Source organism: Pseudoalteromonas luteoviolacea, from assembly GCF_018100925.1.
In the GTDB taxonomy this organism is placed as follows: Bacteria; Pseudomonadota; Gammaproteobacteria; order Enterobacterales; family Alteromonadaceae; genus Pseudoalteromonas; species Pseudoalteromonas obscura.
The window spans coordinates 1-23281 of the sequence record NZ_JAGJEH010000026.1; the positions used below are offsets into that span (position 1 = coordinate 1).

At 41.3% G+C, this 23281-nt stretch carries 18 protein-coding genes; 13 read left to right on the plus strand and 5 right to left on the minus strand.

Features of this window, described 5'->3' with window-relative positions; genetic code table 11:
* Window positions 1-524 precede the first annotated feature (524 nt).
* The 6 genes from J8M00_RS27420 (at window position 525) to J8M00_RS27445 (ending at window position 7636) form a co-directional block, all read left to right on the plus strand.
* Complete coding sequence (locus J8M00_RS27420; protein WP_211013542.1) at window positions 525-686, plus strand: hypothetical protein; 162 nt, start codon at window positions 525-527, stop codon at window positions 684-686.
* A 528-nt stretch (window positions 687-1214) separates the two neighbouring features.
* Window positions 1215-1826: a transcriptional repressor LexA gene (gene lexA, locus J8M00_RS27425; protein WP_211013543.1), complete on the plus strand. Its 612-nt coding sequence runs from the start codon at window positions 1215-1217 to the stop codon at window positions 1824-1826.
* A gap of 356 nt (window positions 1827-2182) precedes the next feature.
* Window positions 2183-2881 carry a DUF3313 family protein gene (locus J8M00_RS27430; protein ID WP_211013544.1) on the plus strand — a complete coding sequence of 233 codons (699 nt, stop codon included), beginning with the start codon at window positions 2183-2185 and terminating at the stop codon, window positions 2879-2881.
* Between the two features lie 16 nt (window positions 2882-2897).
* Window positions 2898-3968, plus strand: a complete 1071-nt coding sequence (locus J8M00_RS27435) for an efflux RND transporter periplasmic adaptor subunit (protein ID WP_211013545.1) — start codon at window positions 2898-2900, stop codon at window positions 3966-3968.
* A complete protein-coding gene (locus J8M00_RS27440) occupies window positions 3965-7024 on the plus strand; it encodes an efflux RND transporter permease subunit (RefSeq protein WP_211013546.1) in 3060 nt (1019 codons plus the stop codon). Before J8M00_RS27435 ends, J8M00_RS27440 begins: the two co-directional genes overlap by 4 nt.
* Window positions 7025-7150: 126 nt before the next feature.
* On the plus strand, window positions 7151-7636 hold the full coding sequence (locus J8M00_RS27445; RefSeq protein ID WP_417714875.1) for a DUF3016 domain-containing protein: 486 nt from the start codon (window positions 7151-7153) through the stop codon (window positions 7634-7636).
* A 22-nt stretch (window positions 7637-7658) separates the two neighbouring features.
* On the opposite strand, the gene J8M00_RS27450 is transcribed toward J8M00_RS27445, so the two are convergent.
* Window positions 7659-7952 (minus strand): prephenate dehydrogenase, encoded by a 294-nt coding sequence (locus tag J8M00_RS27450; protein ID WP_211013547.1) that lies wholly within the window; start codon window positions 7950-7952, stop codon window positions 7659-7661.
* Window positions 7953-8024: 72 nt separating this feature from the next.
* Here J8M00_RS27450 and J8M00_RS27455 point away from each other — a divergent pair, with 72 nt between their 5' ends.
* The gene (locus J8M00_RS27455) at window positions 8025-8234 is read left to right on the plus strand and encodes a hypothetical protein (RefSeq protein WP_046356942.1); all 210 of its coding nucleotides are present in this window, start codon (window positions 8025-8027) and stop codon (window positions 8232-8234) included.
* Between the two features lie 20 nt (window positions 8235-8254).
* On the opposite strand, the gene epmB is transcribed toward J8M00_RS27455, so the two are convergent.
* Complete coding sequence (epmB, locus tag J8M00_RS27460) at window positions 8255-9268, minus strand: EF-P beta-lysylation protein EpmB (protein ID WP_211013548.1); 1014 nt, start codon at window positions 9266-9268, stop codon at window positions 8255-8257.
* Between the two features lie 41 nt (window positions 9269-9309).
* Here epmB and efp point away from each other — a divergent pair, with 41 nt between their 5' ends.
* Window positions 9310-9876, plus strand: coding sequence for an elongation factor P (gene efp, locus J8M00_RS27465; protein ID WP_211013549.1), 567 nt, complete (start codon window positions 9310-9312; stop codon window positions 9874-9876).
* A 90-nt stretch (window positions 9877-9966) separates the two neighbouring features.
* On the plus strand, window positions 9967-10941 hold the full coding sequence (epmA, locus tag J8M00_RS27470) for an elongation factor P--(R)-beta-lysine ligase (protein WP_211013550.1): 975 nt from the start codon (window positions 9967-9969) through the stop codon (window positions 10939-10941).
* A 46-nt stretch (window positions 10942-10987) separates the two neighbouring features.
* On the opposite strand, the gene J8M00_RS27475 is transcribed toward epmA, so the two are convergent.
* The 3 genes from J8M00_RS27475 to J8M00_RS27485 all read right to left on the minus strand — a co-directional run bounded on the left by J8M00_RS27475 (window position 10988) and on the right by J8M00_RS27485 (window position 13954).
* Window positions 10988-12193, minus strand: a complete 1206-nt coding sequence (locus J8M00_RS27475; RefSeq protein ID WP_211013551.1) for a methyl-accepting chemotaxis protein — start codon at window positions 12191-12193, stop codon at window positions 10988-10990.
* Between the two features lie 193 nt (window positions 12194-12386).
* Window positions 12387-13094, minus strand: coding sequence for a glycerophosphodiester phosphodiesterase (locus J8M00_RS27480; RefSeq protein ID WP_211013558.1), 708 nt, complete (start codon window positions 13092-13094; stop codon window positions 12387-12389).
* Window positions 13094-13954, minus strand: a complete 861-nt coding sequence (locus tag J8M00_RS27485; RefSeq protein ID WP_211013552.1) for a DMT family transporter — start codon at window positions 13952-13954, stop codon at window positions 13094-13096. The genes J8M00_RS27480 and J8M00_RS27485 overlap by 1 nt, the downstream gene beginning before the upstream one ends.
* A gap of 276 nt (window positions 13955-14230) precedes the next feature.
* On the opposite strand from J8M00_RS27485, the gene J8M00_RS27490 reads away from it, so the two are divergent.
* The 4 genes from J8M00_RS27490 to J8M00_RS27505 all read left to right on the plus strand — a co-directional run.
* Window positions 14231-15193: a sensor histidine kinase gene (locus J8M00_RS27490; protein WP_211013553.1), complete on the plus strand. Its 963-nt coding sequence runs from the start codon at window positions 14231-14233 to the stop codon at window positions 15191-15193.
* A gap of 9 nt (window positions 15194-15202) precedes the next feature.
* Window positions 15203-15802 carry a response regulator transcription factor gene (locus J8M00_RS27495; RefSeq protein WP_211013554.1) on the plus strand — a complete coding sequence of 200 codons (600 nt, stop codon included), beginning with the start codon at window positions 15203-15205 and terminating at the stop codon, window positions 15800-15802.
* A 162-nt stretch (window positions 15803-15964) separates the two neighbouring features.
* Entirely contained in the window at window positions 15965-18061 is a 2097-nt protein-coding gene (locus tag J8M00_RS27500; protein WP_211013555.1) for a hybrid sensor histidine kinase/response regulator, read from the plus strand.
* Window positions 18062-18247: 186 nt separating this feature from the next.
* The coding region (locus J8M00_RS27505) for an SdrD B-like domain-containing protein (protein WP_211013556.1) at window positions 18248-23281 on the plus strand (5034 nt) is incomplete at its 3' end.

Here is a 23281-nt window from a genome sequence, read left to right on the forward strand (position 1 = left end):
GCCGTCGTCCTGAACTCGTTTCAGGATCCATGTTTTTGATGTTGGGTAGGTTTTGGAGATGACAGTCTCAGCAATAGTTAAAACAGCTCACTTCACCTTGCGCAAATTGAACGTACTCACTTCGCTCACTGTCGTTACATTTTGCACGATGTCATCCTGAACTCGTTTCAGGATCCATTTTTTTAATGTTGGCTAGGTTTTATAGGTGGCTGTCTTAGCAGTTGTCAAAACAGCTCACTTTGTTCATTGTCGCTAACCTTTTACACCTTACTTGCGCAAATTGAACGCACTCGCTTCGCTCGCTGTCATTAGTGCTTTGCTCGATGTTGAAAAGGGTTGAAAAGAAGGTTTCAGAAATAGAGCTATTTCTCCAAGGTTGTAGTTACTTTATTAAGAAATGTTTTTAATTCCTTTTTGTTATATTGATATTAATGAAATTATAATTCTGAAAAATAATATTATTTATTATGTTGAAAGTAATAATAAATACTGCTAGGTTTGTTGTAGTCAATAAGGAGATAAATATGTTATTAAAATTAAAAAAGAAAAACATCAAAGTAATTAGCTATGATAAAGCCAACGTTCCTGCTGAGATGACACCACAAGTTGCCGGCGGCCTATTTAAAACGTGGGAGTGTACGGGTACAAGAACTTGTCCAGGAACATATACTACAACGGCTTGCTAACATGATAAATAGAGCTACTTGAAGTAGCTCTATGTTCTATTCATAACCACAATTTCTAATTCTTGCATCACAGCTCTAATTTTAAGCGATATTATAATCTTCTAACTTTCAGATTCGAGCTAAACATTACGATTTTTAAAGTTATTAATTATTAAAAGTTGCAGTGAAGTAGGTACTACTCTATTTAATCCATGCCATGGATTACATATTTAAAAGCATTATCATTATTAACGAAGATCCACTAATAAAAGAGCAAATGAACCAGTCGCATTGTCTTTTAATTAAATTGGGCTCTGTTGGCCTTAGATGAAGAGTGGCTGGAAAAGCACAATATGAAGTACTGTTTTATCTCCTTTGCATGCCTCTTTTGATTTATTTAATGTGCATAATCTTACCGTTGTTTCTACTCATTTAGCGCTAATCATTTTGCTGTTTTCATAATTTGCCTAAGTATTCAACGATTAGCATTGCGATTTAATTTTAACTGTATATACTCACAGTAAATGCACTGTATGGAAAACCAGTTATATGCGACCATTAACCAAACGACAAGAACAAGTTTTTGAACTCATCAAAGTTTTTATCAAAGACACAGGTATGCCGCCAACGCGAGCTGAAATAGCGGAGTCTCTCGGTTTTCGCAGTGCAAATGCGGCAGAAGAGCATTTGAAAGCGCTTGCCAAAAAAGGCGTTATAGAAATGGTACCAGGTGCCAGTAGAGGGATTCGTTTAGCTGAACCTGATGAACCCGAGCAACTCGGATTACCTCTAGTTGGGCGTGTAGCCGCAGGCGAACCTATCTTAGCGCAGGAACATATCGAAAATCACTGCAAAGTAGACCCGGGTATGTTTCAGCCTTCAGCCGATTACTTGCTTCGCGTTAACGGTATGAGCATGAAGAATATTGGTATTATGGACGGAGATTTGTTAGCGGTTCATCGCACTCAAGTCGCAAACAATGGTCAGGTGGTAGTTGCCCGTGTTGAAGAGGATGTGACTGTAAAGCGGTTTGAAAAAGTAGGAAAAAAAGTATTCTTACACGCTGAAAACGAGGACTTTTCACCGATTGAAGTCGATCTTGAGCAGGAAGTGTTTAATATCGAAGGGTTAGCAGTAGGAGTTATTCGGGGCAACCTGTAATTAGCTTACCATTTGATAGCTTGCTGTCGTTGTTTCTTCAAAGCTGGAGGCATGCTCTCCAGCTTGATTCTATCTATTTTTCTCATCTTAATTTATTGCTTATCTTTTTCGTTTTAACTTCATATCATATACTTAATTACAATTTCATAACTTAGTTCCCAAAATAGTTCGTATAAGCGAGTGATTGAAGATAATTTTGCACTTATTTAGTTATTCGCAGTCTGAGCTATTCGTCTTAGTTTATGGGGATAAAACTATAATTGTATTTGTAAATTACATTTGATTTCAAATGAGATCAAAGTATCTATTTTGATTGTGCTACAACCACAGGAAATGAATTGATTATGGAGCGGCTTATGATTTGGTTTCGTACTGTACTAATTATCACATTTGTATGTATTGTTTCTGCATGCACATCTACCCCACAAAATACGCGTTCAGGCTTTTTACCGAGTTATGATTCTTTAACCCCTTCTGAAGAATATGAGGATACTGAGCTTTATGTGGACAGCACGTTCGATCAATCGGTGCTCAGTCAGGTTGAAGTACTGTATATTCCTCAGTTTGAGGTATGGATCAATGTTCAAGAGTCGAAGTTTTTGAATATAAATCCGCTACATGTTGCTAAGTTAAGCCACTACATGCAATCAAAAATGGTAGAAAAGCTGACCCCTTATTTTCAGGTAGTGACGGAAAAGCCGCTTAACTTGAATGAGCAAATATTGATGATAGAAGGTGCATTTACAGATGTTCAGTTTGAACCGATTGCATTGCAAGTAAGAGATTTTGTTCCAATTCGCTTAGTCTATAATGCAGGGAAGACGGCTTACCTTGCTGCAACTGAGCAAACTGAAGCGCTGACACATGTATCTTTGGAGTCCGCTTTTTATCTTGGCAATAACCCTCAACCCGTTGTGATGATGACCGCGCATAAAGAGCTAGATACTGTTTTAAAGGCAGATGGAACAGAGAATGTGGCAGCGGTTAAAGAAGTGCTGGATGTGTGGATAAATAACTTTGTTACGGCGATGACAAAACATCGCGATGTTAAATAGAATTAAAGGAGCTTTCATGAAGATAATAAAAAGCAAGCAGCTATGTGTAATGGCGTCAATTTGCCTTGCATTAATCGGTTGTTCAGATCAGCAGCCACAGCAGCAATCTGAACAACTTCGTCCTGTGAGGACCTTGTTGCTTTCTTCTCAGGTAGACGGTCCTTTAGTCGAGTTTCCAGCTGTTGTAGATGCAGCATCATCCGCAGATCTATCTTTTAAAGTATCAGGTGAAGTCACTGATTTATTGGTAAAACAAGGTGAAGAAATTCAATTAGGCGATGTTATAGCAAAGCTGGATACAACAGATTATCAGTTATCACTAGATGATGCCCAAGCTAACTATAACAAAGCACAGGCTGATTTCAGCCGAGCGAAACAGTTGATCAAGTCCGGTACAATTTCACAATCGGACTACGATCAGCTGCAATCTCACTTTACAAGTGCAAAAAGCAAACTAGCCAACGCAAAAAATAACTTGTCTTATACGAGTTTGAAAGCGTCTTTTTCTGGGGTGGTTGCCAGAACTTATATAGAGCGTTTTGAAGAAGTGCAGGCTAAGCAGGTAGTTGCAACGCTACAGGATATAAAACATGTCACACTTAAGGTGAACGTGCCAGAAAGCCTGATGATAAAAGTATCTAAAGATGCACCCAAACATATCATAGCCGAATTTTCTGGAATACCAGATAAGACTTTTCCGTTGGACTTTGTTGAAGTAAGTACGCAAGCAGATGAAGTCACCAAAGCCTATGAAGTTACCTTGAGTATGACTCGCCCTGAAAACTATAACATCTTACCGGGAATGACCGCCAAAGTTTTAGCAAAAGGTGCTGATGTCAATAAAAGCGGATTATACCTGCCAATCAATACTGTACTAAAAGACGCATCAGGAAATTATGTCTGGACAGTTGAGCCTGCGGGCGCTGGCAAAGGTGAAATTAAGAAAAAATCTATCGTGATTGGTGAAGTTTCAACATTAGGGTTTCCAGTGATCAGTGGTGTGGTTGAAGGGGAGTATATTGTTACTGCGGGCATGAGCAAGGTAAGTGAAGGTCAACTTGTAAAGTTTAACAAGGAGGCACAGTGAATATAACCAGACTTGCTTTAGAAAACAATCGCACAACATGGGTGTTGGTTGCGGCGTTACTGTTTTTTGGTATTGCGTCATTTAATAAAATGCCAAAGGACTATGATCCGGGTTTTATTATTAGGACAGCGCAAGTTATTACTTACTTTCCTGGTGCGAGTCCACAACGAGTTGAGGAGTTGGTAACGGATCAAATCGAAAAGGTTGTTCAGCAAATTCCGGAACTCGATTTTGTTAGTAGTACCTCGAAAACAGGTGTTTCCATTGTCAGTGTCAATATTAAAGAAAGTTACAAGAATATGCGGCCAATTTGGGACAACCTGCGGCGTAAAATTCAAAGTATTGAACAAGACCTTCCTAGTGACGCACAAACGCCTATCGTCAATGACGAGTTTGGAGATGTATTTGGCATTGTGATCGGTCTGACAGCTGAAGGGTATAGTTATCGTGAAATGGAGGATGTGGCTGAGCAGGTAAGAGACACATTACTTCGCTTACCTGAAGCTGCAAAGGTAGAGATTTATGGTAACCAAGAGCAGCGGGTCTTTATTGAATTTGAAAATGCGAGATTAGGCGCCTTAGGGATTTCACCGAGTCAACTTAAAGAGCAATTGGCGGCACGTAATATCGTTAACCCTGGTGGCTCTATTTATATCAATGATGAAACATTGGCATTAGAGCCAAGTGGCAACTTTGAATCAGTAGAAGACATTGCCAATACAATCATCAATGTACCTGGTAGCGAGCAGGTTTTGCTGCTTTCAGACATTGCTGTCGTATATCGTGACTATGTAGACCCAGCAAAATCGAAAGTACGCGTTGGCCAAGAAGATGGCTTAACCTTGGCGATTTCAATGCGCCATGGTGGCAACAATATTGCGCTGGGAGAGCAAGTACTTGAGACCCTAAACTATTTGGAAAGTGTCTACCCTATAGGTGTTGAATTTAAGCTGTTGTCGTTTTTGCCAAAAGAAGTTGAGCAGAAGGTCAGTGACTTTGTTTCTAACTTACTACAAGCGGTTCTTGTCGTCACCTTAGTGATGTTGTTCACACTAGGACTACGTACTGGTTTAATAGTGGCAAGTCTCATTCCAATGAGTATGGTATTTGGCATTTTAGTGATGTCGTTTTTCCATATCAGTATTGACCAAATTTCTCTAGCGGCTTTGATTATTGCACTTGGTATGTTGGTTGATAATGGCATTGTAATGTCTGAAAACATTATGGTCCAAATGGAGCGAGGTAAGGCTGCGATTGATGCGGCGGTTGATTCGGCGGATGAATTAAAAGTCCCCTTATTGGTGTCATCGCTGACCACGGGGGCCGCATTTTTACCAATTTTCTTGGCTGAGTCTTCAACTGGTGAATATACCGCATCTCTATTTAAGGTAGTAACGATCACACTGTTGTGTTCTTGGCTACTGGCTATGACTATGATCCCAATGTTATGTGTGTACTTTACACGCGTTAAATCCCAATCAGCTGACTATAATTCAGGGATCTATTTAAGCTATAAAAATCTGTTAACGACCATGATCCGCCATCGCTGGGTCACTCTATTAGCCTGTATCGCAGCGTTTTTTATTGCACTTCAAGGAATGCAGTTTATTCCTAAGCTATTTTTCCCACCATCTGATCGTGACTATTTTAAAGTCGAGTTAGAGCTACCGATTGGCACACGACTGCAAACAACGGAAGCCTTAGTAAAAGACATGGAAAGCTATATACAGCAAGAACTGCTTGTATCAAGTGAGCGCCCAGAGGGCGTTACGCAGTGGGTGAGCTACGTCGGCAGTGGTGGGCCGAGATTTTTGCTAACGCACAACCCTGAGCCTACCAGTGCTAACTATGCACTGATGATAGTCAGTACGACGTCATATAAGCTGATTGATTCATTAATGGTTGATATTGAGCAGTACGCATTAAGCCGTCATCCTGATTTGTTAATAAAGCAGCGTAAAATAGAAAATGGAGCGCCGATTGCTAACCCGGTAGAAGTTAGGCTCTCAGGAGATGATAAAGACAAGCTGATGGCCATTGTTGATCAATTAAAAGCGAAAATGGCTGCAACTCCCGGACTGAAGGCGGTAAGTGACGACTGGGGTTTGCCGAGTAAAAAAGTACAGATAAAGATAAACCAAACTCGCGCACGACGTGTTGGAGTGTCGAGTAAAGATATCGCAAGTTCATTGCAGACAGGCTTTAGTGGCCTGGAATTAACACAATATCGTGAAGGTAACGAATTGATTCCTGTGACGCTTCGCTCTGTCGCAGCGGATAGAGATGATATTGGTAAGCTAGAAGCCATGATGGTTTACTCTCAAGCGACAGGCGCTTCAGTGCCACTAAAGCAGGTTGCTGACATTGAAGTAGTTTGGGAAAGTGCACAGATTTTGCGTCGTGACAGATTAAAAACCGTCGCGGTTGGTGCACAACTAGATGGTATTACAGCGAATGAAGGATTTGCGGCCCTCGTCCCTTGGCTAGAGGAGCAAAAGCAAAATTGGCCATTTGGCTATTCATATGAATTAGGTGGTGAAGCAGAATCATCAGGAAAAGCGAACCAATCAATAGCGGACAAGATGCCAATTGCAGTCTTTATAATTGTCATCTTACTGATAGGTCAATTTAACTCTATTCGCAAGTCAATTATTGTATTAACTACTATCCCACTGGGATTTATTGGCGTGATCTTGGGTCTACTAGTAGGACAGTCATTTTTTGGTTTTATGACCTTACTTGGCATTATTTCGCTTGCGGGTATTGTGATAAACAATGCGATTGTATTGTTGGAGCGGATCAAAATAGAGTTGGAAAATACCCCGGAAAATCCTGTTGAAGGTATTATTTCAGCGGCACAGCAACGTATGCGTCCAATTCTGTTGACGACGGCAACAACAGTATTTGGATTAATTCCACTATATTTAGGCGGTGGTGAAATGTGGGAGCCTATGGCGCTTGGTATTATGGGTGGGCTATTGTTTTCCACGTTACTTACACTGGGCATCGTACCTGTGCTTTATGCGTTGTTTTATCGTATCAAAGTTCAACACTAGCAAAATCGTGGCGTTCGCAACGACAAATCGTGAACGCCAGTAAAAGCCTGTTAATGAGTGTAATCCTTAAGTTTTTGTTCAGTGTGATGAGCAGAATATGAACATACAGGCTAACCAGAGGAGTAAATGATGAAACTTATCAACTATGCAATTGTGGCAATGCTGATGCCCATGATGGCCAATGCTGGTGAAGTGAAAGTGGCATGGCTAGATTTTAAAGAATACAGAGATGTGTTTCCTGCAAAAGAAACTCGTGGTGGATATCACAAGCGCATCGCCAAGCAATTTGATTCGCATTTAAATAAATTGGCGGCAGATATGCCAGATGGATATACCTTATCTGTAAAATTTGAAGATATTGACTTGGCTGGAGATGTTAGATTTAACATGAATGATATTCGTATTATCAAGCCAATTTATTTTCCTCGCTTGAAAATTACATACAGCGTAACGGACAACGCAGGTAAAGTGGTTGTTGAAGCACAATCAAAAGTACTAAAGGATATGAATTTTATGGATCGAATAAAATTTGGTAGAGATTCTGAGTTTTATTACGATAAGCGGTTGCTGAGCGACTGGTATAAAGATGATGTCGAGCCAGCAGTTAAATAAAAAGAGCGCTTAGGCGCTCTTTTTATTTAAATGTGGCGAGTAGCTGAAGCAGCTGCTGCAACTTAAACACGGTTTTCTTTAGGTGAACTTCATCGAGCTGTTCTGATTTACTCAATTTATCTACATCAGCAGCGACATCAAGTACATAAGGCTTAAAACGCTTGGCTTCGAATTCAAACCCAGCATCTTTGCTAAAAAGTGATGAGAATTTGCCATGCCCTTGTTGCTGTAATTCATCTAATTTTTTATCTGCATCAAGTGACTGACGATAAACAACTTTTAAGTTTTCGTTGAGTTTTTCGATGATTGCTTGCATGTTTTTCCTAAAGTCCTGAGTAAATCGGTCGATATTTTACTTGGATCCATCAAACTTGTCAGGTGAATACCTATGAATATTTCCGGAAGTAACCTTCCTGCTATGTCTGGCGCTGGTCCAGGTGGTGAAGTATACAGTGCTTCTCTGGCGAAAAAGCAACAGCAAGCAGATGGACGAGCTGCCCTCGCTTTAATTGAATCTGCTGGTAGTTCTGCCGCTGCGCAAACTCCAGCAAAGTCTGTTACGGCAACTTTGGGCAACAACATCAACGTATATGCATAGTATACGCTGATGTTTGCATTTTAACTTAAATGCAAATCAATCGGCGTCTTACTTTGTTTGCCGCCGATTTCTCTAACCAATTTGGGTACCAAGAAACCGGGTAGTATCTCCAACATTTCGGCGACTAATTTGGTTGCATCGGACTCGCTCATATCAAAATGGCTAGCGCCCTCGACTTTATCGAGTAGGTGCAAGTAATAAGGCAATATATCACTATCAAATAAGGCCTCGCTCAATTCTGACAAAATGTGGGTACTGTCATTGATCCCTTTTAGCAGCACAGATTGATTTAACAATGTCACGCCAGCTTGCTTAAGCCTGTGCATCGCAGTTTTAAATTCATCATCAATTTCATTGGGGTGATTGATGTGGTTAACCAGAATCGCTTTGAGTCGGCTAGCTGCCAGCCGATCACAAAGCTTATCGGTTATCCTTGCAGGAATGACGACAGGCAGACGACTATGGATCCTGATGCGCTTAAGCTGTGGCAAGGCCTCTAACTCATCTAACAGCCAGCAGATCATGTCATCCTTGGCCATCAAGGGGTCTCCACCACTTAAAATTACTTCGTTAATTTCCGGATGTGCAACTAGATACTCAAATACTGGCTTCAAAGCGCGTTTATTAACTTGGTTATCTTGATATGGGAAGTGCCTTCTGAAGCAATAGCGACAGTTTACGGCGCAGCCTGTTTTTAACATCAAAAGAACGCGAGTACGATATTTATGCAGTAGACCGGGAACAGGCGCATCTTGTTCTTCTAATGGATCCTTATTGAATCCGCTGGCTACAATAAACTCTTGATGTAGCGGCATCACTTGCAATAGCAGTGGGTCATGAGGATCACCGTAGCGCATTTTTGCGATAAACGGTCTGGGCACTCGCAGCGGAAAAAGTCGCTTTGCGGCAATATCTTTGGCACTGAAATGTGACTCCAAACCCAACATTTTGAGTAGTGTATCTGGGCAAGTAACGACATTCGCCAATTCTTTTTGCCAGTTAGTATGCAAATTTACTTCATTTATTTGTATCATTAGCAGGTTTATTACTCGAAATACGATGATTAGAGGATACGATGGCGAATTATAGCACCAACGAGTTCAAGGGCGGCCTAAAAATTATGATGGATGGCGAGCCTTGTACGATCCTAGAAAACGAAATGGTTAAACCAGGTAAAGGCCAAGCTTTCAACCGAGTTAAGATCCGTAAGTTGATCTCAGGAAAAGTATTAGAAAAAACGTTTAAATCTGGCGATTCAGTTGAAGGCGCAGATGTGATGGAAACTGATCTGGCGTACTTGTACGCAGATGGTGAGTTCTGGCACTTCATGAACAACGACACATTTGAGCAGATCGCAGCTGACGAAAAAGCAGTGGGTGACAATGTTAAATGGTTGGTTGAAAACGATGTATGCACAATTACATTGTGGAATGGCAACCCGATAGCGGTAACACCACCTAATTTTGTTGAACTTGAGATCACTGATACAGACCCGGGACTAAAAGGTGACACAGCGGGTACAGGCGGTAAGCCTGCAACTTTAACAACAGGCGCTGTTGTTCGTGTTCCACTATTTGTTCAAATTGGTGAAGTGATCAAAGTTGATACGCGTACAGGCGAATACGTGAGCCGCGTAAAGTAATTATTTACTTGAACACTTAGACGTTAGAAAATCTCGGCCTTGGCCGAGATTTTTTTATGACCTAATGTAAATTATAATGTGGGATTGATAATGAATGATGTGAAATGGGCACCAAGTGCGGACATTGAGACACTGAAACAGCGCGCTGCAATTTTAGCAAGCATTCGCGCGTTTTTTGCAGAGCGTGAGGTTTTTGAAGTGGAAACGCCATGTTTGAGTCAAGCGTCAGTTACTGATGTGCATTTAGCGACATTCGCCACGCAATTTGTTGGGCCCAGTTATGCAAAAGGGCTCCCTCTATACTTACAGACTTCGCCAGAATTTGCTATGAAGCGTCTACTTGCAGCAGGTAGCGGGGCGATCTATCAAATCGGAAAAGCTTTTCGCAACGAGGAGTCAGGCCGTCATCACAACCCTGAATTTACAATGTTAGAGTGGTATCGTCCGGGATTCGATGAGTATTTGTTGATGGACGAAATTGATGCGTTGATGCAGTCTATCCTGTCTTGTGCTAAAGCTACGAGGATCAGCTACCAAGCGGCGTTTGAAAAATATCTATCTATAGATCCTCTGACCATTGAATTGCATGCTTTGAAGGCTGTATGTGAACAATATGGATATGCAGAGATAGCTGCTCAAGAGACGAGTGTAGACCCTTTACTTCAATTGCTGTTTTGTATGGAGATAGAGCCTCAAATTGGACAAAACGTACCATGTTTTGTTTATCATTTTCCCGCTTCTCAGGCGGCTCTTGCCAAATTAAACGAGCAAGATCCTCGTGTAGCCGGTCGCTTCGAACTTTATTTTAAAGGGATGGAGCTCGCTAATGGCTTTAACGAACTGACCAATGCAACAGAGCAAAGCCTACGGTTTGATGAAGACAACCTGCAACGTCAGCAAATGGCACTACCTAAAGTTGAAAAAGATAATCGCTTTTTAAAAGCCCTAGAGCAGGGTTTACCCAACTGTGCAGGCGTGGCGTTAGGCATTGATCGGTTAGTGATGTTGGCAACGGGAAAAGCCTCTATCAAAGAGGTAATTGCATTTGATATTGAACGTGCATAAGCGTTTTCACCGTTAGAAGAAAGCCCAGTTTTAACTGGGCTTTCTTTTAAACAAAACGTTGTAGTTCTTTTTGAGTCGTCGTCGTCAGCTGATGAGCGTGTTGGCAATCTGAGAGCGCAGAATCTAGCTGCTCTTTTGCCGACTGGCCTAACTCGACAATTTGTTGTACTGCTTGATGAGTATGGTTTTGTGTATCTTCAAGTTGATGCACTGCACTGACTATGTCTTCTAATTGTGATTGGTTACGCTCAAAATCAGCACTCATGTCAGCAAATCCTTGAGAGGTCTCGCTGATGGCTTTTTCTGCGCCACTTGAATGTATGATCAGTTGCTCAGATTCCTGATGTGTTTCACTGACAAGGTGATCCATTTGATTGATAAAATCGCTGATCTGCCTAGTGGCATCGTTTACTTTGACAGACAGGTTGCGCACTTCGTCAGCGACTACGGCAAACCCCCGTCCAGCTTCCCCAGCACGAGCCGCTTCTATTGCGGCATTGAGGGCAAGCAAGTTCGTTTGATCTGAAAATTCTTCAACCATTTTGAGGATATTACGGATATTGTCGCTATTTTCTTTTAGGCCAGAAACAGTTGTCGAAAAGTTACCAAGTAAAGTCGTTATCTGCTGTACTTCACTGACAAGTGTTAGTAGTGATTGAGACGAGCCTCTTACAAAATGCAGGCTTTCAGTATTGGCCTGATAAACTTGGTCCGTATTACTGACAATACTTTGTAAACTGTGAGTGACTTTATCACTGGCTGCGATGATGGTATCACCTTGAGTAATTTGTTGTTCACCAACCGACACTGTATTGGTCATGGAATAGGTCACTTGTTGATTACTGAGTGTTGCTGCTTCAGCGCTCTTATAAGTATTACCTAGTAGTTCGCTCAAATGGGCTGTAAATGTATTGTACTGTGCGCTGAGATCTCTAAACTCATCGTATGTAAACTGTGGCAATTGTGCGTTCAGGTCGCCATCTTGACGATTTATTTGTTCTAACCTGTCGCGCATTGCTTGGACAGGACGAACGATTAAAAAACGCATATAAAAAAAAGTAAATATGAACGCCACTATAGAGGTAAATGCAAGAAACCAAAAGCTGGCCGATGCGCTGTTTGTCTCGCTAAGGTATGAATATAGCCACCCCAGTGTGAGTAACTGAAATACAAACAAGAACCCTAAGTTACCAAAAATTTTTCTGGTTAGGGTATAAAATAAAGACTCTTCAATTAAATTATATATTCGCATGTACAAACTCGTCATAGGCTGTCACTCGCCAGTTGTGTAAATACTGACTCAATTAACAAGCTATGCCAGATATTCACAGTCAGTGTTATTAAAATATACCACTTAACAGAATTATTTAAACTTGGAGAGGCTTGCTTCCCAAGCAAATGCTATTTTAGGTTTATGGCGTAGCTCGCTTCACAACCAAAATACATTATCTGTTTAGCCATTGGTTGACGACCATTTTTGCGTAACAAGGGTAGTTACTGAAGATGCCATCAACACCCATATCTAATACCTGTTCAATGTCCTGTTGTTTATCTACAGTATAGCTATAAACAAACAGCCCTCGCTGTTTAGCATCCTTTACAAACTCATGATTAATAAAGTTTTTATCAATGTGAATGCTATATGCGTGCAAGCGTTCTGCAAATTCAGCATAGTGCAGTGGGATAGATGCGGTGAGTGCACCAATTTTTACCCAAGGCATTTTCTGTTTTAGCCATACAAGCTGGTGGTGATCAAATGAAGAAAGTATGAGCTGTGATCGCTCTATGGTGCCAGCTTGCACGTTTTTCTCAATATATTGCACAAACTTATCTAGGCTGTATGTATGTTTTAATTCAAGGTTTATGGTTGCTTTTTTGCCGACTAAATCGAACACATCCTGTAGAGTTGGGATCCCCTCTCCATTACCTGCATCGAGTTTGTTTAATGCTTCTCTAGTGGAATCTCTCACCATACCTTTTCCACTTGTAGTACGATCTAACCAAGTATCGTGGATGATGGCATAATCATCACGACAACTCTGTACATCAAGCTCAATGCCATTTACATCCACTTCCAAAGCTGCGCTAATTGCACTTAGCGAGTTTTCAGGATGCATACCGCTGGCTCCACGGTGTGCAAAGACTTGGATCATCATTTTTTCCTTGTTATTGACCAAGTTTCAAAACAGGCAGCACTCACAACTAACACGCCGCCAATAAGTGTTGTCATATTTGTTGTCTCAGATAACAGCATATAAGCCAATACGGTGCCATACAAGGGTTGTAAGCAGGAAATTAGACCGACAGTGGTAGCACTTAAATGACGCAAGCTACTTGCAAAGAATGAATGCGGGATGGCTGTAAAAACCATGCCAGCTAAGAGCAGGTAGTAAATATCTTGCAATGGTAAGGTGCTAGGAGGGTTGTCAACAAATATGGACAAAATAACCGCAGCAGTTAAAGTCTGATAGAGCATAGTGTGCGAGCCACCATATTGAGAGAAGTATTTCTTTTGTAATAGGTTGCGCGTAGCAAAAAAGGCACCAGATAAAACACCAGTTAATATACCCAAAGTGACTTGATCGCCTAAATTTGCATTTGGCATCATCAGATAGATACCAAAAATCACGACCACGGCATTAAATAAATCTGTAAATTTAATATGCGTTTTACTAAACAGTGGCTCCAACAATACGGTGATAACAGGGTAAGTAAAAAATGCAATGATACCGGTTGCTATTCCTGCCATTTGCATCGCAGAAAAATAAGTTACCCAATGAATACCAACAATGACACCTAACCCTACAGCAATGAAATAATCTTTTAATTGATTGAGTCTCAATTGCTTACTTTGTACTTTTAGAATGACTATCAAGGTAAAAAAGGCGATAGCAGTGCGATAGACCGTAATGTCTAATGCTGGCAATGCAATTAGTTTGGAGAAAAGCGCTGTGCCTCCAAATAGGAAAACAGCGAGGTGTAAATTTATTAACGCTGATTGATGTTGTTGCATAGTTTTTGTAGCGCCTTCATTGATTGTCATTTTTTTTTGGAAGAACTAAGTGACACTTGTCACTGATAGATTGTGCACAAGCATGTTAAATTAAAACTATCAATCTATATACCTTAATAAGCGGCTTTGATGAGATTTAGGTTTGGTAATTCAACGCATACAATGCAATTAGCTATGCATGGCAAGCATTTTTTTGCTAATTATGGGCATTTGTTTTTTTCAGTATTTTATTTTTTTCCATTAATTAGGAGCTTTGATTCATATACGCAAACTGAAGTGAGTATACAAGTTTTAGCCTATTTAGGTTTTGTATATTTGTACCGCAAAGCTTTGCATTGTCCTGCGAAAGACGTACTTGGTTTGATTGCACTGATGGCGGCAATCTGCATTTTTGTAACAACGCTAACTCCTGGGACAAGCACATTATTTGGCTATATAGGTTACTTTTTAGGATTTTGTTTTATAGGTCCTGCCCGCTGGTTAATGCTGTTGCTCCAGATGATGATGATTACAGTAGTCACAGTGTTATTTATTGACCCTCATGGCTGGCCTTATTTTGTTGGCCCTGCGCTTGTTGTTTCATTAGGGTTATTTAGCTTTGGCGTGGTGGAATATAAAGACCGTATTCATAGCAACGAAACTCGTAAAAATAAAGAACAGATCCAGCAATTGGCAAAAATAGCTGAGCGTGAACGCATTGCGCGTGACTTACACGATTTACTTGGGCATTCATTAAGCTCTATCTCACTTAAATCAGAATTGGCTGGAAAATTTATGGCCGCTGGCATGTTAGAAAAAGCCCAGGATGAAACAAAAGAAGTGGCGATGCTGGCTCGCACTGCATTATCAGAGGTGCGTGAGGCTGTTTCTGGCATGAAGCAGCTGGGATTGGCTGCCCAACTCGAAGTGATGGCATCTCGTTTACAAGATAAAGGCGTTCAGGTGCATAAAGTTGTTGAATGTGGTCCAGTTACTGCCGAAAAAGAAAGTTGTTTTTGCTTTGTTGCCAAAGAGGCCATCACCAATGTAATAAAACACAGTAGTGCCAAGCATATGCATATATCTTTGAAAGAGGAACGTAACTACCACATTCTGACTTTTCAAGATGATGGCGTGGTAGGTGATGTTGTTTGGGGTAATGGCTTGCTCGGTATCAAATCGAGAGTAGAAGAACTTGGTGGTAGCATGAAGTGGTCAACAAAGCATGGTTGCAAGCTGGTGGCAAAACTACCCATATAAGGATACGAAATGAAAATTTTAGTTGTGGAAGATCAAGCGTTGGTGCGAAACGCAATTTCGGCCTTGTTGAGTTTGGAGGCTAATCTAGAGGTGGTGGGCCAAGCAGAAGATGGCCAGCAAGCTCTTGAGTATTTAGCTAATAACGAGCCTGATATTGTGCTTAGCGACATCGAAATGCCAAATGTAACTGGGCTGGAATTAGCGCAGGTTATTCAGGAGAAGTACCCGAGAGTAAAAGTGGTTATTATGACCACTTTTTCCCGCGCAGGTTATATTAGACGGGCTATGGCTGCTGATGTAAAAGGGTTTATTCTCAAAGAAGCACCCAGTGATTATTTGGTCAACGCGCTGAAGAAAATATCTGTAGGGCAAAAAGTCATAGATCCAGAACTTGCTATGAATGCACTGGATGACAGTGATCCGCTATCAGATAAAGAACGTAAAGCCTTGAGGTTGGCTAGTGAAGGACTGAAAACTCGGCAAATAGCTGAAGCCCTATTTTTAAGTGAAGGTACGGTCAGAAACTATTTATCAGATGCAATCGCCAAATTGAATGCGACAAACCGTGTTGATGCGGCGCGTATTGCTAGACAAAAGGGTTGGTTGTAAATCAATTTAACCCCTAAAAATGGTAGTTTACTCTTTATTAGTGGTTTTTATTAGTAATATAATACTAGTAATTAATTAAAATAATGTAACTAATCATCCATGGGCGATCCGAAACTACTATTACAAATTTTAGCGCTGACAACCTGTGTTTGTGCGGTGTTTATGATGGTTAACTGGCTGATCCACAAACACATCGCAGGCACGCGCCTATGGTTTGGGTTTGTGTTTTGCGCCGCAATTGCATGTATGTTTCAAGCATCATTGTCGCTGTCGCCTATTTGGTCAATTATGGTTCCCAACACCTTGATACTTGTTGGGTTATTTATGCTGACAAGAGGTGTGGAACGGTTTTTTTCTGTGCAAACACACCAACTTCCTTGGTATGTGTTAGCAGCTATATTTTTCCCCAGTTTCATCTATTTCACTTTTGTTGAGCCGAGCTTCTTAATACGTGTCATTGTCAATTATATGGTTTGGTTATTGGCAATGGGGCTATGCCTTAGAGCATTATTTTTAGGCCAAAATAAACGCATCTCTTCTTTTTCTCCTGCGCATTGGACATTTGCGATTGCCTGCTTCTGTCTACTAAGTGTGTTTACATTGCGATTGAGCATGCTCGGTAGTTATGAACATAGCGATACATTGGGAACCAATAACTGGGTTAATCAGTTTTTTTCTTTATCGGTGATCGTCATGCCGCTGATTTTGTGCTTTTCACTGTGTTTGCTGTGCAGTTGTCGCAAAGAGCAGCAACTGGCAGAGCTAACTCGAAATGCCAAACGTGAATCACAGAAAAAAGAGCGTTTTTTAACTCTTTTGAGTCATGAGCTGAGAACGCCACTCAATGCCATTGTTGGTCATGCTGAGTTAATTAAAAAGGCACCTAGAGAACCGTTAAAATATCAACAGTATTGCGATGTCATTATTTCCACGGCGATGTCTTTGGCCGATTTAGCAAACCAAGTGCTGCTAAATGCACGTGGCAAGTCGTCAACGCAGGTACCTGTAAACTTGTCTCAATTCGCCGATTTGCTCATCGGGCAGTTTAAGCCTCTGTTGCAAGAAAAGGGAGTTGAGCTGCGCACTCAGTTGACTGGGATTGCCTGTGACAAAGAATATCTGATCGATCAAGATAGTATTGGTTTGGTGGTTAAAAACTTATTGTCCAATGCCATTAAATACACTCAAAGCGGCAGCATTACTTTATCTATTACCCAGCAAAGCCTAACGCACCAAGCTGAAACAGTTCGATTTGAAGTGAAAGACACCGGCGCAGGCATGACCGCAGAGCAAATAGAGCTGCTATTTAAACCTTTTACTTCTTCTGATCCTGCTCGTTCTATTGCGCACAGTGCGGGGGTAGGATTAGTGTTATGCCAGCAAATACTTGAAGTTTTAAAAACCAAATTACATGTTGTCAGCGAATTAGGACGCGGTAGTTCATTTTACTTTGATATAGAACTATCAGAAGCCATCGTCAAGAACCGACAAGAGCAGACAAACTCCTATCAGCCACAAGCTGTTTCTCAGTTGTGTGGGGATATTTTAATTGTTGAAGACAACCAGCTGAATCAGGAAATTCTGAAACACTTACTGTCTTCATTGGGGTTAAACTATGAAATTGCCGCTACTTTATCTGCCGCAGAAGCTGCGCTTAATCGCGCTCAATTTGATGTTATTTTCTTGGACATGCATTTAACAGATGGCCATGGATTAGACTGGTATCGGCGTGTATTTAAGAGTTTTGATTTTAAGCAGGCGCCTGTCGTGGTCGCTATCACGGGGGATGTTGATGAGCAGTCCCAGCAAGCTTATCGTATTGCTGGAATAGAGCACTTTATGGCAAAACCCATCCAGCAGAAGTTGCTAGAGAAGCTGCTTGCTCAATTGTTAATGCCAGCGAGACACTTTCTGGCAGAAAAAAGCATGTTGGATTACTCGGTCATTGATGAGCTTGTCAATACGATGAGTCCACAGGTGCTAAGTGCCAAACTCATGTATTTAAGTGATAGGTTAGATTATGAGTTTGCCCAGCTACGCGGTTTAGCAGATATACAGGCATTTGAAGCGTTGGAAGAAAAATTGATTCAATTGGAAGAAGAAGCAGGTGCACTTGGTATGTGTGTTCTTCACATTGCGCTCCAAGATGTTCGGTTGTCGATGTTTGATTCATTAAATGCAGATTGGCAAGCACTACATAGTTTAGCGAAGCACAGTGCGCGTTGTTTATCTGATTATCATTCAAAAGCATTGCAATAATTTATTTTTTTAGTTGTAAAGAGTTTGTTTTACCTTATATAGGTGCAAATCCTGTTTACAAATGTTGTTATTTGAGGGAAATTACACTGGATTACAGTAACCAGATTCAATAAAATTCTCATCCGTTTTTATTAGTATTGTTTTGGGAACGGGTTGTTTGTTGCTTTATTGTTCGGGTTATTGAAATTGAAGAAGCTTTTATTTTCGTTATTCTCATTATTTATTCTGTTGTACACAAGCGTTGCGTTTGCCGTTGACCTGCAAATTTCCACATTTGAAGATTTAGATACAACAGTCCCGAGAGGGGGAGATGTACGTTATAACCTCGAGTTTACCAACTCTGAAGAAGATACTGCCAACAACGTTGCCGTTGAGTTTTTTTTACCGCAAACCACAAGCTTTGTGTCTAGCTCAAAGCCGTGTACTCAATCCAGTTATCAAGAAGGCGGTGCCACCAAAAGTAAGTTAACGTGTCTCATTGGTCAATTATCAGGGCGAGTGAGCGATTCATTGCAAGTGACGATCAAAACATCGGCTCAGACTGGCGATACAATAGAGCCGAGTGTGCGTATTAGTGCAGACAATGAATCGAGCAATAAATTACTTAACAATACTGAAACTCAGAATACTTCAATTATTGCGGGTGTAGATTTAGCCATTACCTCATTAACAGCTAACCCTACTTCAGTAAATTTAAATACTGTTTTTACTTACCAAATCAGTGTGAAAAATAATGGACCTGATGCAGCGGCAAACGCAGTAGTTAAACTTAACCTACCGAGTTTCACGTCGTGGGAAAACGCCAGCACTGTAGATTTCGATGGTTGGCGCTGTGCTGGCAGTCAAACGCTAACGTGTACAATTGCCACTTTTAATTCAGGTGCATCATCAACATTAAATATTCAAGCTCGTGTAAGTCAGGTAAGTAGTGGGACCGTTACAGCCAGCAGCAGTATCAGCAGTGATACGGCGGAAATAGATGCCTCAAATGATCAAGCGTCTGTGAATACAACTATTAATCCAAATGCTGATTTAGGTGTTGCGATAAAGCAATATAAAACCGATGGAACACCTTCTTGGTATGGACCTTTAAATATACAGATCAATGAACGTCATTACTATGATGTAACGGTGACACATTTGGGGCCAAGCTCAGTGACACCAGCTTATATGAGTACGACGTTAGCCAGTGGTATGAGTAATATCACAGTGCAATCACCTTCTGGTTGGTCATGTAATATCAATACGCTCGTAGTCGCTTGCCAATCTACAAATACTATGGTGAAAAATGACAGCGCTGTAATCAGAATATATGCAAATGCGCCAACATCGGAGGCGACATTTTCAACCACAGCGCAGGTGAGTTCCGATTTATTAGATTTAAACTCTACCAATAATCAGGCAAGTGCTAGCGTTAAAACCAGTATTGCACAAACCTCATTTGTCTCAGTCAACAAAACAGCACTAAATGGCAGTACTTATTATGTTGATGATGAAATAGAGTTCAAAATCACAGTTACAAATACATCAGAGGCGACAACCATTGAGTCGTTGATAGATACATTACCGGATTCACTGAGCTATGTGGGTTACAGCTCTAACCATTTTAATTGTGCTTTGAATGCAGGTAATACGCAAAGAATTGACTGTACACCTATCTCAAGCAGTTTCGCTAAATCGCAAACATGGCAAGTCAATGTTAAAGCAAAGGCAAAAGCGGTTAGTCAAAGCGCTGTCAATTGGGCGAGTGTTGCGCATGGTGGGCGAGAATCAAGTAGTGATAGTGCCAGTATTGCAATTTTGGATGTTGCTCCTGATCTTAGCATCACCAAGTCTTCTGATCTGAATTGGGATTCTAATATTAACTATATGAATAAAGAGTTTTACTTCTTTATCAAAATAGTGAATTCGGGAGGGGGGGCTGCAAAGGGAGTCAAGGTGGTGGATAACTTTGCCAATACACCTGGCTACACCCCTCTTTCTACTGCAACACGTAAATATAGTAATGGCGCTTGGCAAACTGTTGCTGATTGGTGTGAGATCACAAACACAGTGGTGACTTGTACCGGCTCTGAAGTTGGCGCAAATGAAACCGTTGAGATATTAATAAGAGCGCGTTCGCCGATATATACGGGTACAGAGAGTAACTATCGACCTAAAAACACTGTAACTATGACGGCAGGTGGGGTTGATTACACTGCTAATTATGAAGGGTGGGGTTTACATCCAAGGAACCCGGTGCTGCTCAATATTACAAAAACGAAATCAGCATCAACGACAGCCAGCACAAGTATAGTTGAACAAGCTGGTGACATTTTAAATCGCATCGTTGTTTCAAATACGGGCAACGGGACAACGCTTGGCAAGGTTACCGTGGTTGATGCTCTGCCAAGTGGAGAAACGTTTGTCGCGAATGGGAGCTATGGCACAAACTGGTCTTGTAGTGCCGCAGAGCAATTAGCGGATGGTAGCGGTGGCAAGGTAACTTGTTTATATCAAAATGCAGATGCAAGCCGCATTGCTTTGTCCGGGACTGCACCAACCTTGACTATCACAACTCGAGCGACATCTGTAGGGGATTTAAAAAATACTGCGACTGTTACTGATACCGGTGGTGCACCTGGGGAAGCCTCTGCATCTGCGACCATTAAAAGTGCATTGAGTGCTGATTTAAGTATTCAAAAAGTGGCGAATGCGAGCAGTATTACGACTTCTGAAAATGAGATTGGCTACCAGATCACTGCCACTAACTTATCGGGTTCTAACATTGTTGGCGTAGATGCGGATTCACTCATTATTGTTGATACTTTTAATGCGACATTTAAATCACGCGAAGGGCATAAAGAAACAGGGATCACATTCCCATCATCTGTAAATAGTGCGCTCGGTGCACGCTTTTCATGTACTAGAGCCGATACCGGTGAGTACGAAAAGACACAAACTGCGATCACTTGTCGCTTAGATACAGGCCAAATATTTGCTCTCAATGACAGTGTGACTATCCCTCTGACAGTGGCTCGGCCTTTTGTGACGACAAATGGGCAAGTTATCAACTCAGTACAAGTGTCATCAAATACACATATAGATCCGAATACAGCAAATAACTTGGCTAGTGCGACTACGGCGGTACAGTCTTTATTTGATTTGGCCGTGACGAATGTTGTGTATGCGAAGCCAACGGTCTTAAGCGGTGATATTGCCCTACAGACGATCCATGTTGCTAATATAGGTGCGGTTGCAGCGACTAATGTGGTGTTAGAGCATACTTTTAATGTGCCGACAGGCAAAGAATATCAATATGTAAGTAATAGTTTTTCTCGGGCAGGGCAAAGTAATATTTGTTCTTACACCGAGGTGACTAAGACTCTGCGCTGCAGTATTGGGTCGCTAGACAGCAATGAAGTACAAAGTGTTACCATTCAAATTCGTCCCAAAAGTGCATCTGATCGTCAAGATTGGGTGTTAGAAAGTACAAGCAGATTATCCGCCTCTAATATGTCATTGGATAGTGACGCTGCCAATAATAGCTTCAACAAGACTTTAACCGTACAAATACGCGAAGCCAACCTGAAAATTGAAAACAATGATATTAGTGATCCGTTAGCTTGGTATCCTACACCGGGCTCATTTCCAGCAACGCTGGACAATGTGGTGGTTTATAAAGTCGATCTGGAATATTTGACGGATAATAACGGTGAAACTTCGGTGGCCAGTGGTGTTGGTTACAATTTTACTATATCGCCAGCTAATAGCTCAAAGCAGTTACAGTTTTTGTGTGACAGTAGCTCCAATGCAACTTGTAGTGCAGCTACGGCGCGTTGCGGCAATCAAAATTTGACTTTTAACAACGAAACGACCTTTAACTGTTTAGGCCCAGAAAATAGCAGTTCATCATTAGCTGAAAATGAGTTACTTGAGAATACTGGCGGTCAGTCAGCAATTTATACTCGCTATATGTTCTTTAAGATCTTATCACGCCCCTCAACCACTGGCGAAGTCGCAACGACCAGTGCCTCTATTTTTTCGAATGAAAAAGACCTTATTACGGCAAACAATGACGAAAGTGAAAAAACATCTATTCGTATAGCTGTGGACTTAGCACTGACTAAAACTGCGTCGTTGAATAAAGTCGCTTTGGGCAGCCAGTTTAATTATCAATTTACGCTAACTAATGCCGGTCCTGGTGACAGCGCTGACAACGTACTTTACGATTATTTACCAAGTTATTTGAGCGTGGCAGGTAATGCGATTACCTCATCAGGTAGTTGTACAAATTCTCGAGCAAACTCTCCAAGTACTGGTGCGCTTACTGATTTTATTCGTTGTAATATTCCGCTTATTCAAATGAATGAAACTGTACAGATCAGTATTCCGGTTACACTCAATGCACTACCGAGCAACAATCTTGTGGTCAATGAAGCCTGGGTAGAAACGCAAGGCTTTGATACAAATAAGCTAAACAACAAAGCAACGTCTTCAACAGAAGTTATTCAAGGTTTGATATCGGGGTATGTATTTGTCGATGCAGTGAACAATGGCCTTTTCGACAGTAACGTCGATTCATCACTATCTGGTATAGAGATATTGTTGGACGGTGTGACTGCTGGTGGGCAAACTATTGCTCAACAGCGTGTATCAACAGATGCAAATGGTCAATTTGTATTTTACGATTTAGTATCTGGTACCTATAAACTGACACAGCCTACTCAGGCAGCTTTGAATAGCTACAGAGATGGTAAAGAGGCGAAATCTGGCAGTGTGCTTGCAAATAGTCAAGGTACCGACGTAATAACCAATATTGTACTTGCATCTGGCTCTGCCTCCCAAGGACACTCATTTGCAGAGCTTGTGATAGGTGATAAGTCTGTTTCAGGTACCGTATTTTTCGATGTAAACCAAGATGGCGTTGTTGACGCCAATGACGCGCTATTAAAAGACATCACAGTCACAATAACGGGTACGGATAAGTTTGGTCAGGCAGTTAATACGACCACCACGACCAACGCTAACGGTGAGTTCAGCTTTACTGGCCTGATCGAATCAAATACAGATGGCTACACCATCACGCAAACACCAAGTTCGATTTACCAAACCGGCAATCGCTATATTGGTAGCGATTCGGGTGTGGTAAGCAATGTCGCCAAAGTGGTTGTGGGCACAGATCCAACCCCTGCGATCCGCTTTACCGAAAAACCAAAAGCGGGTGATAAATCTGTTTCG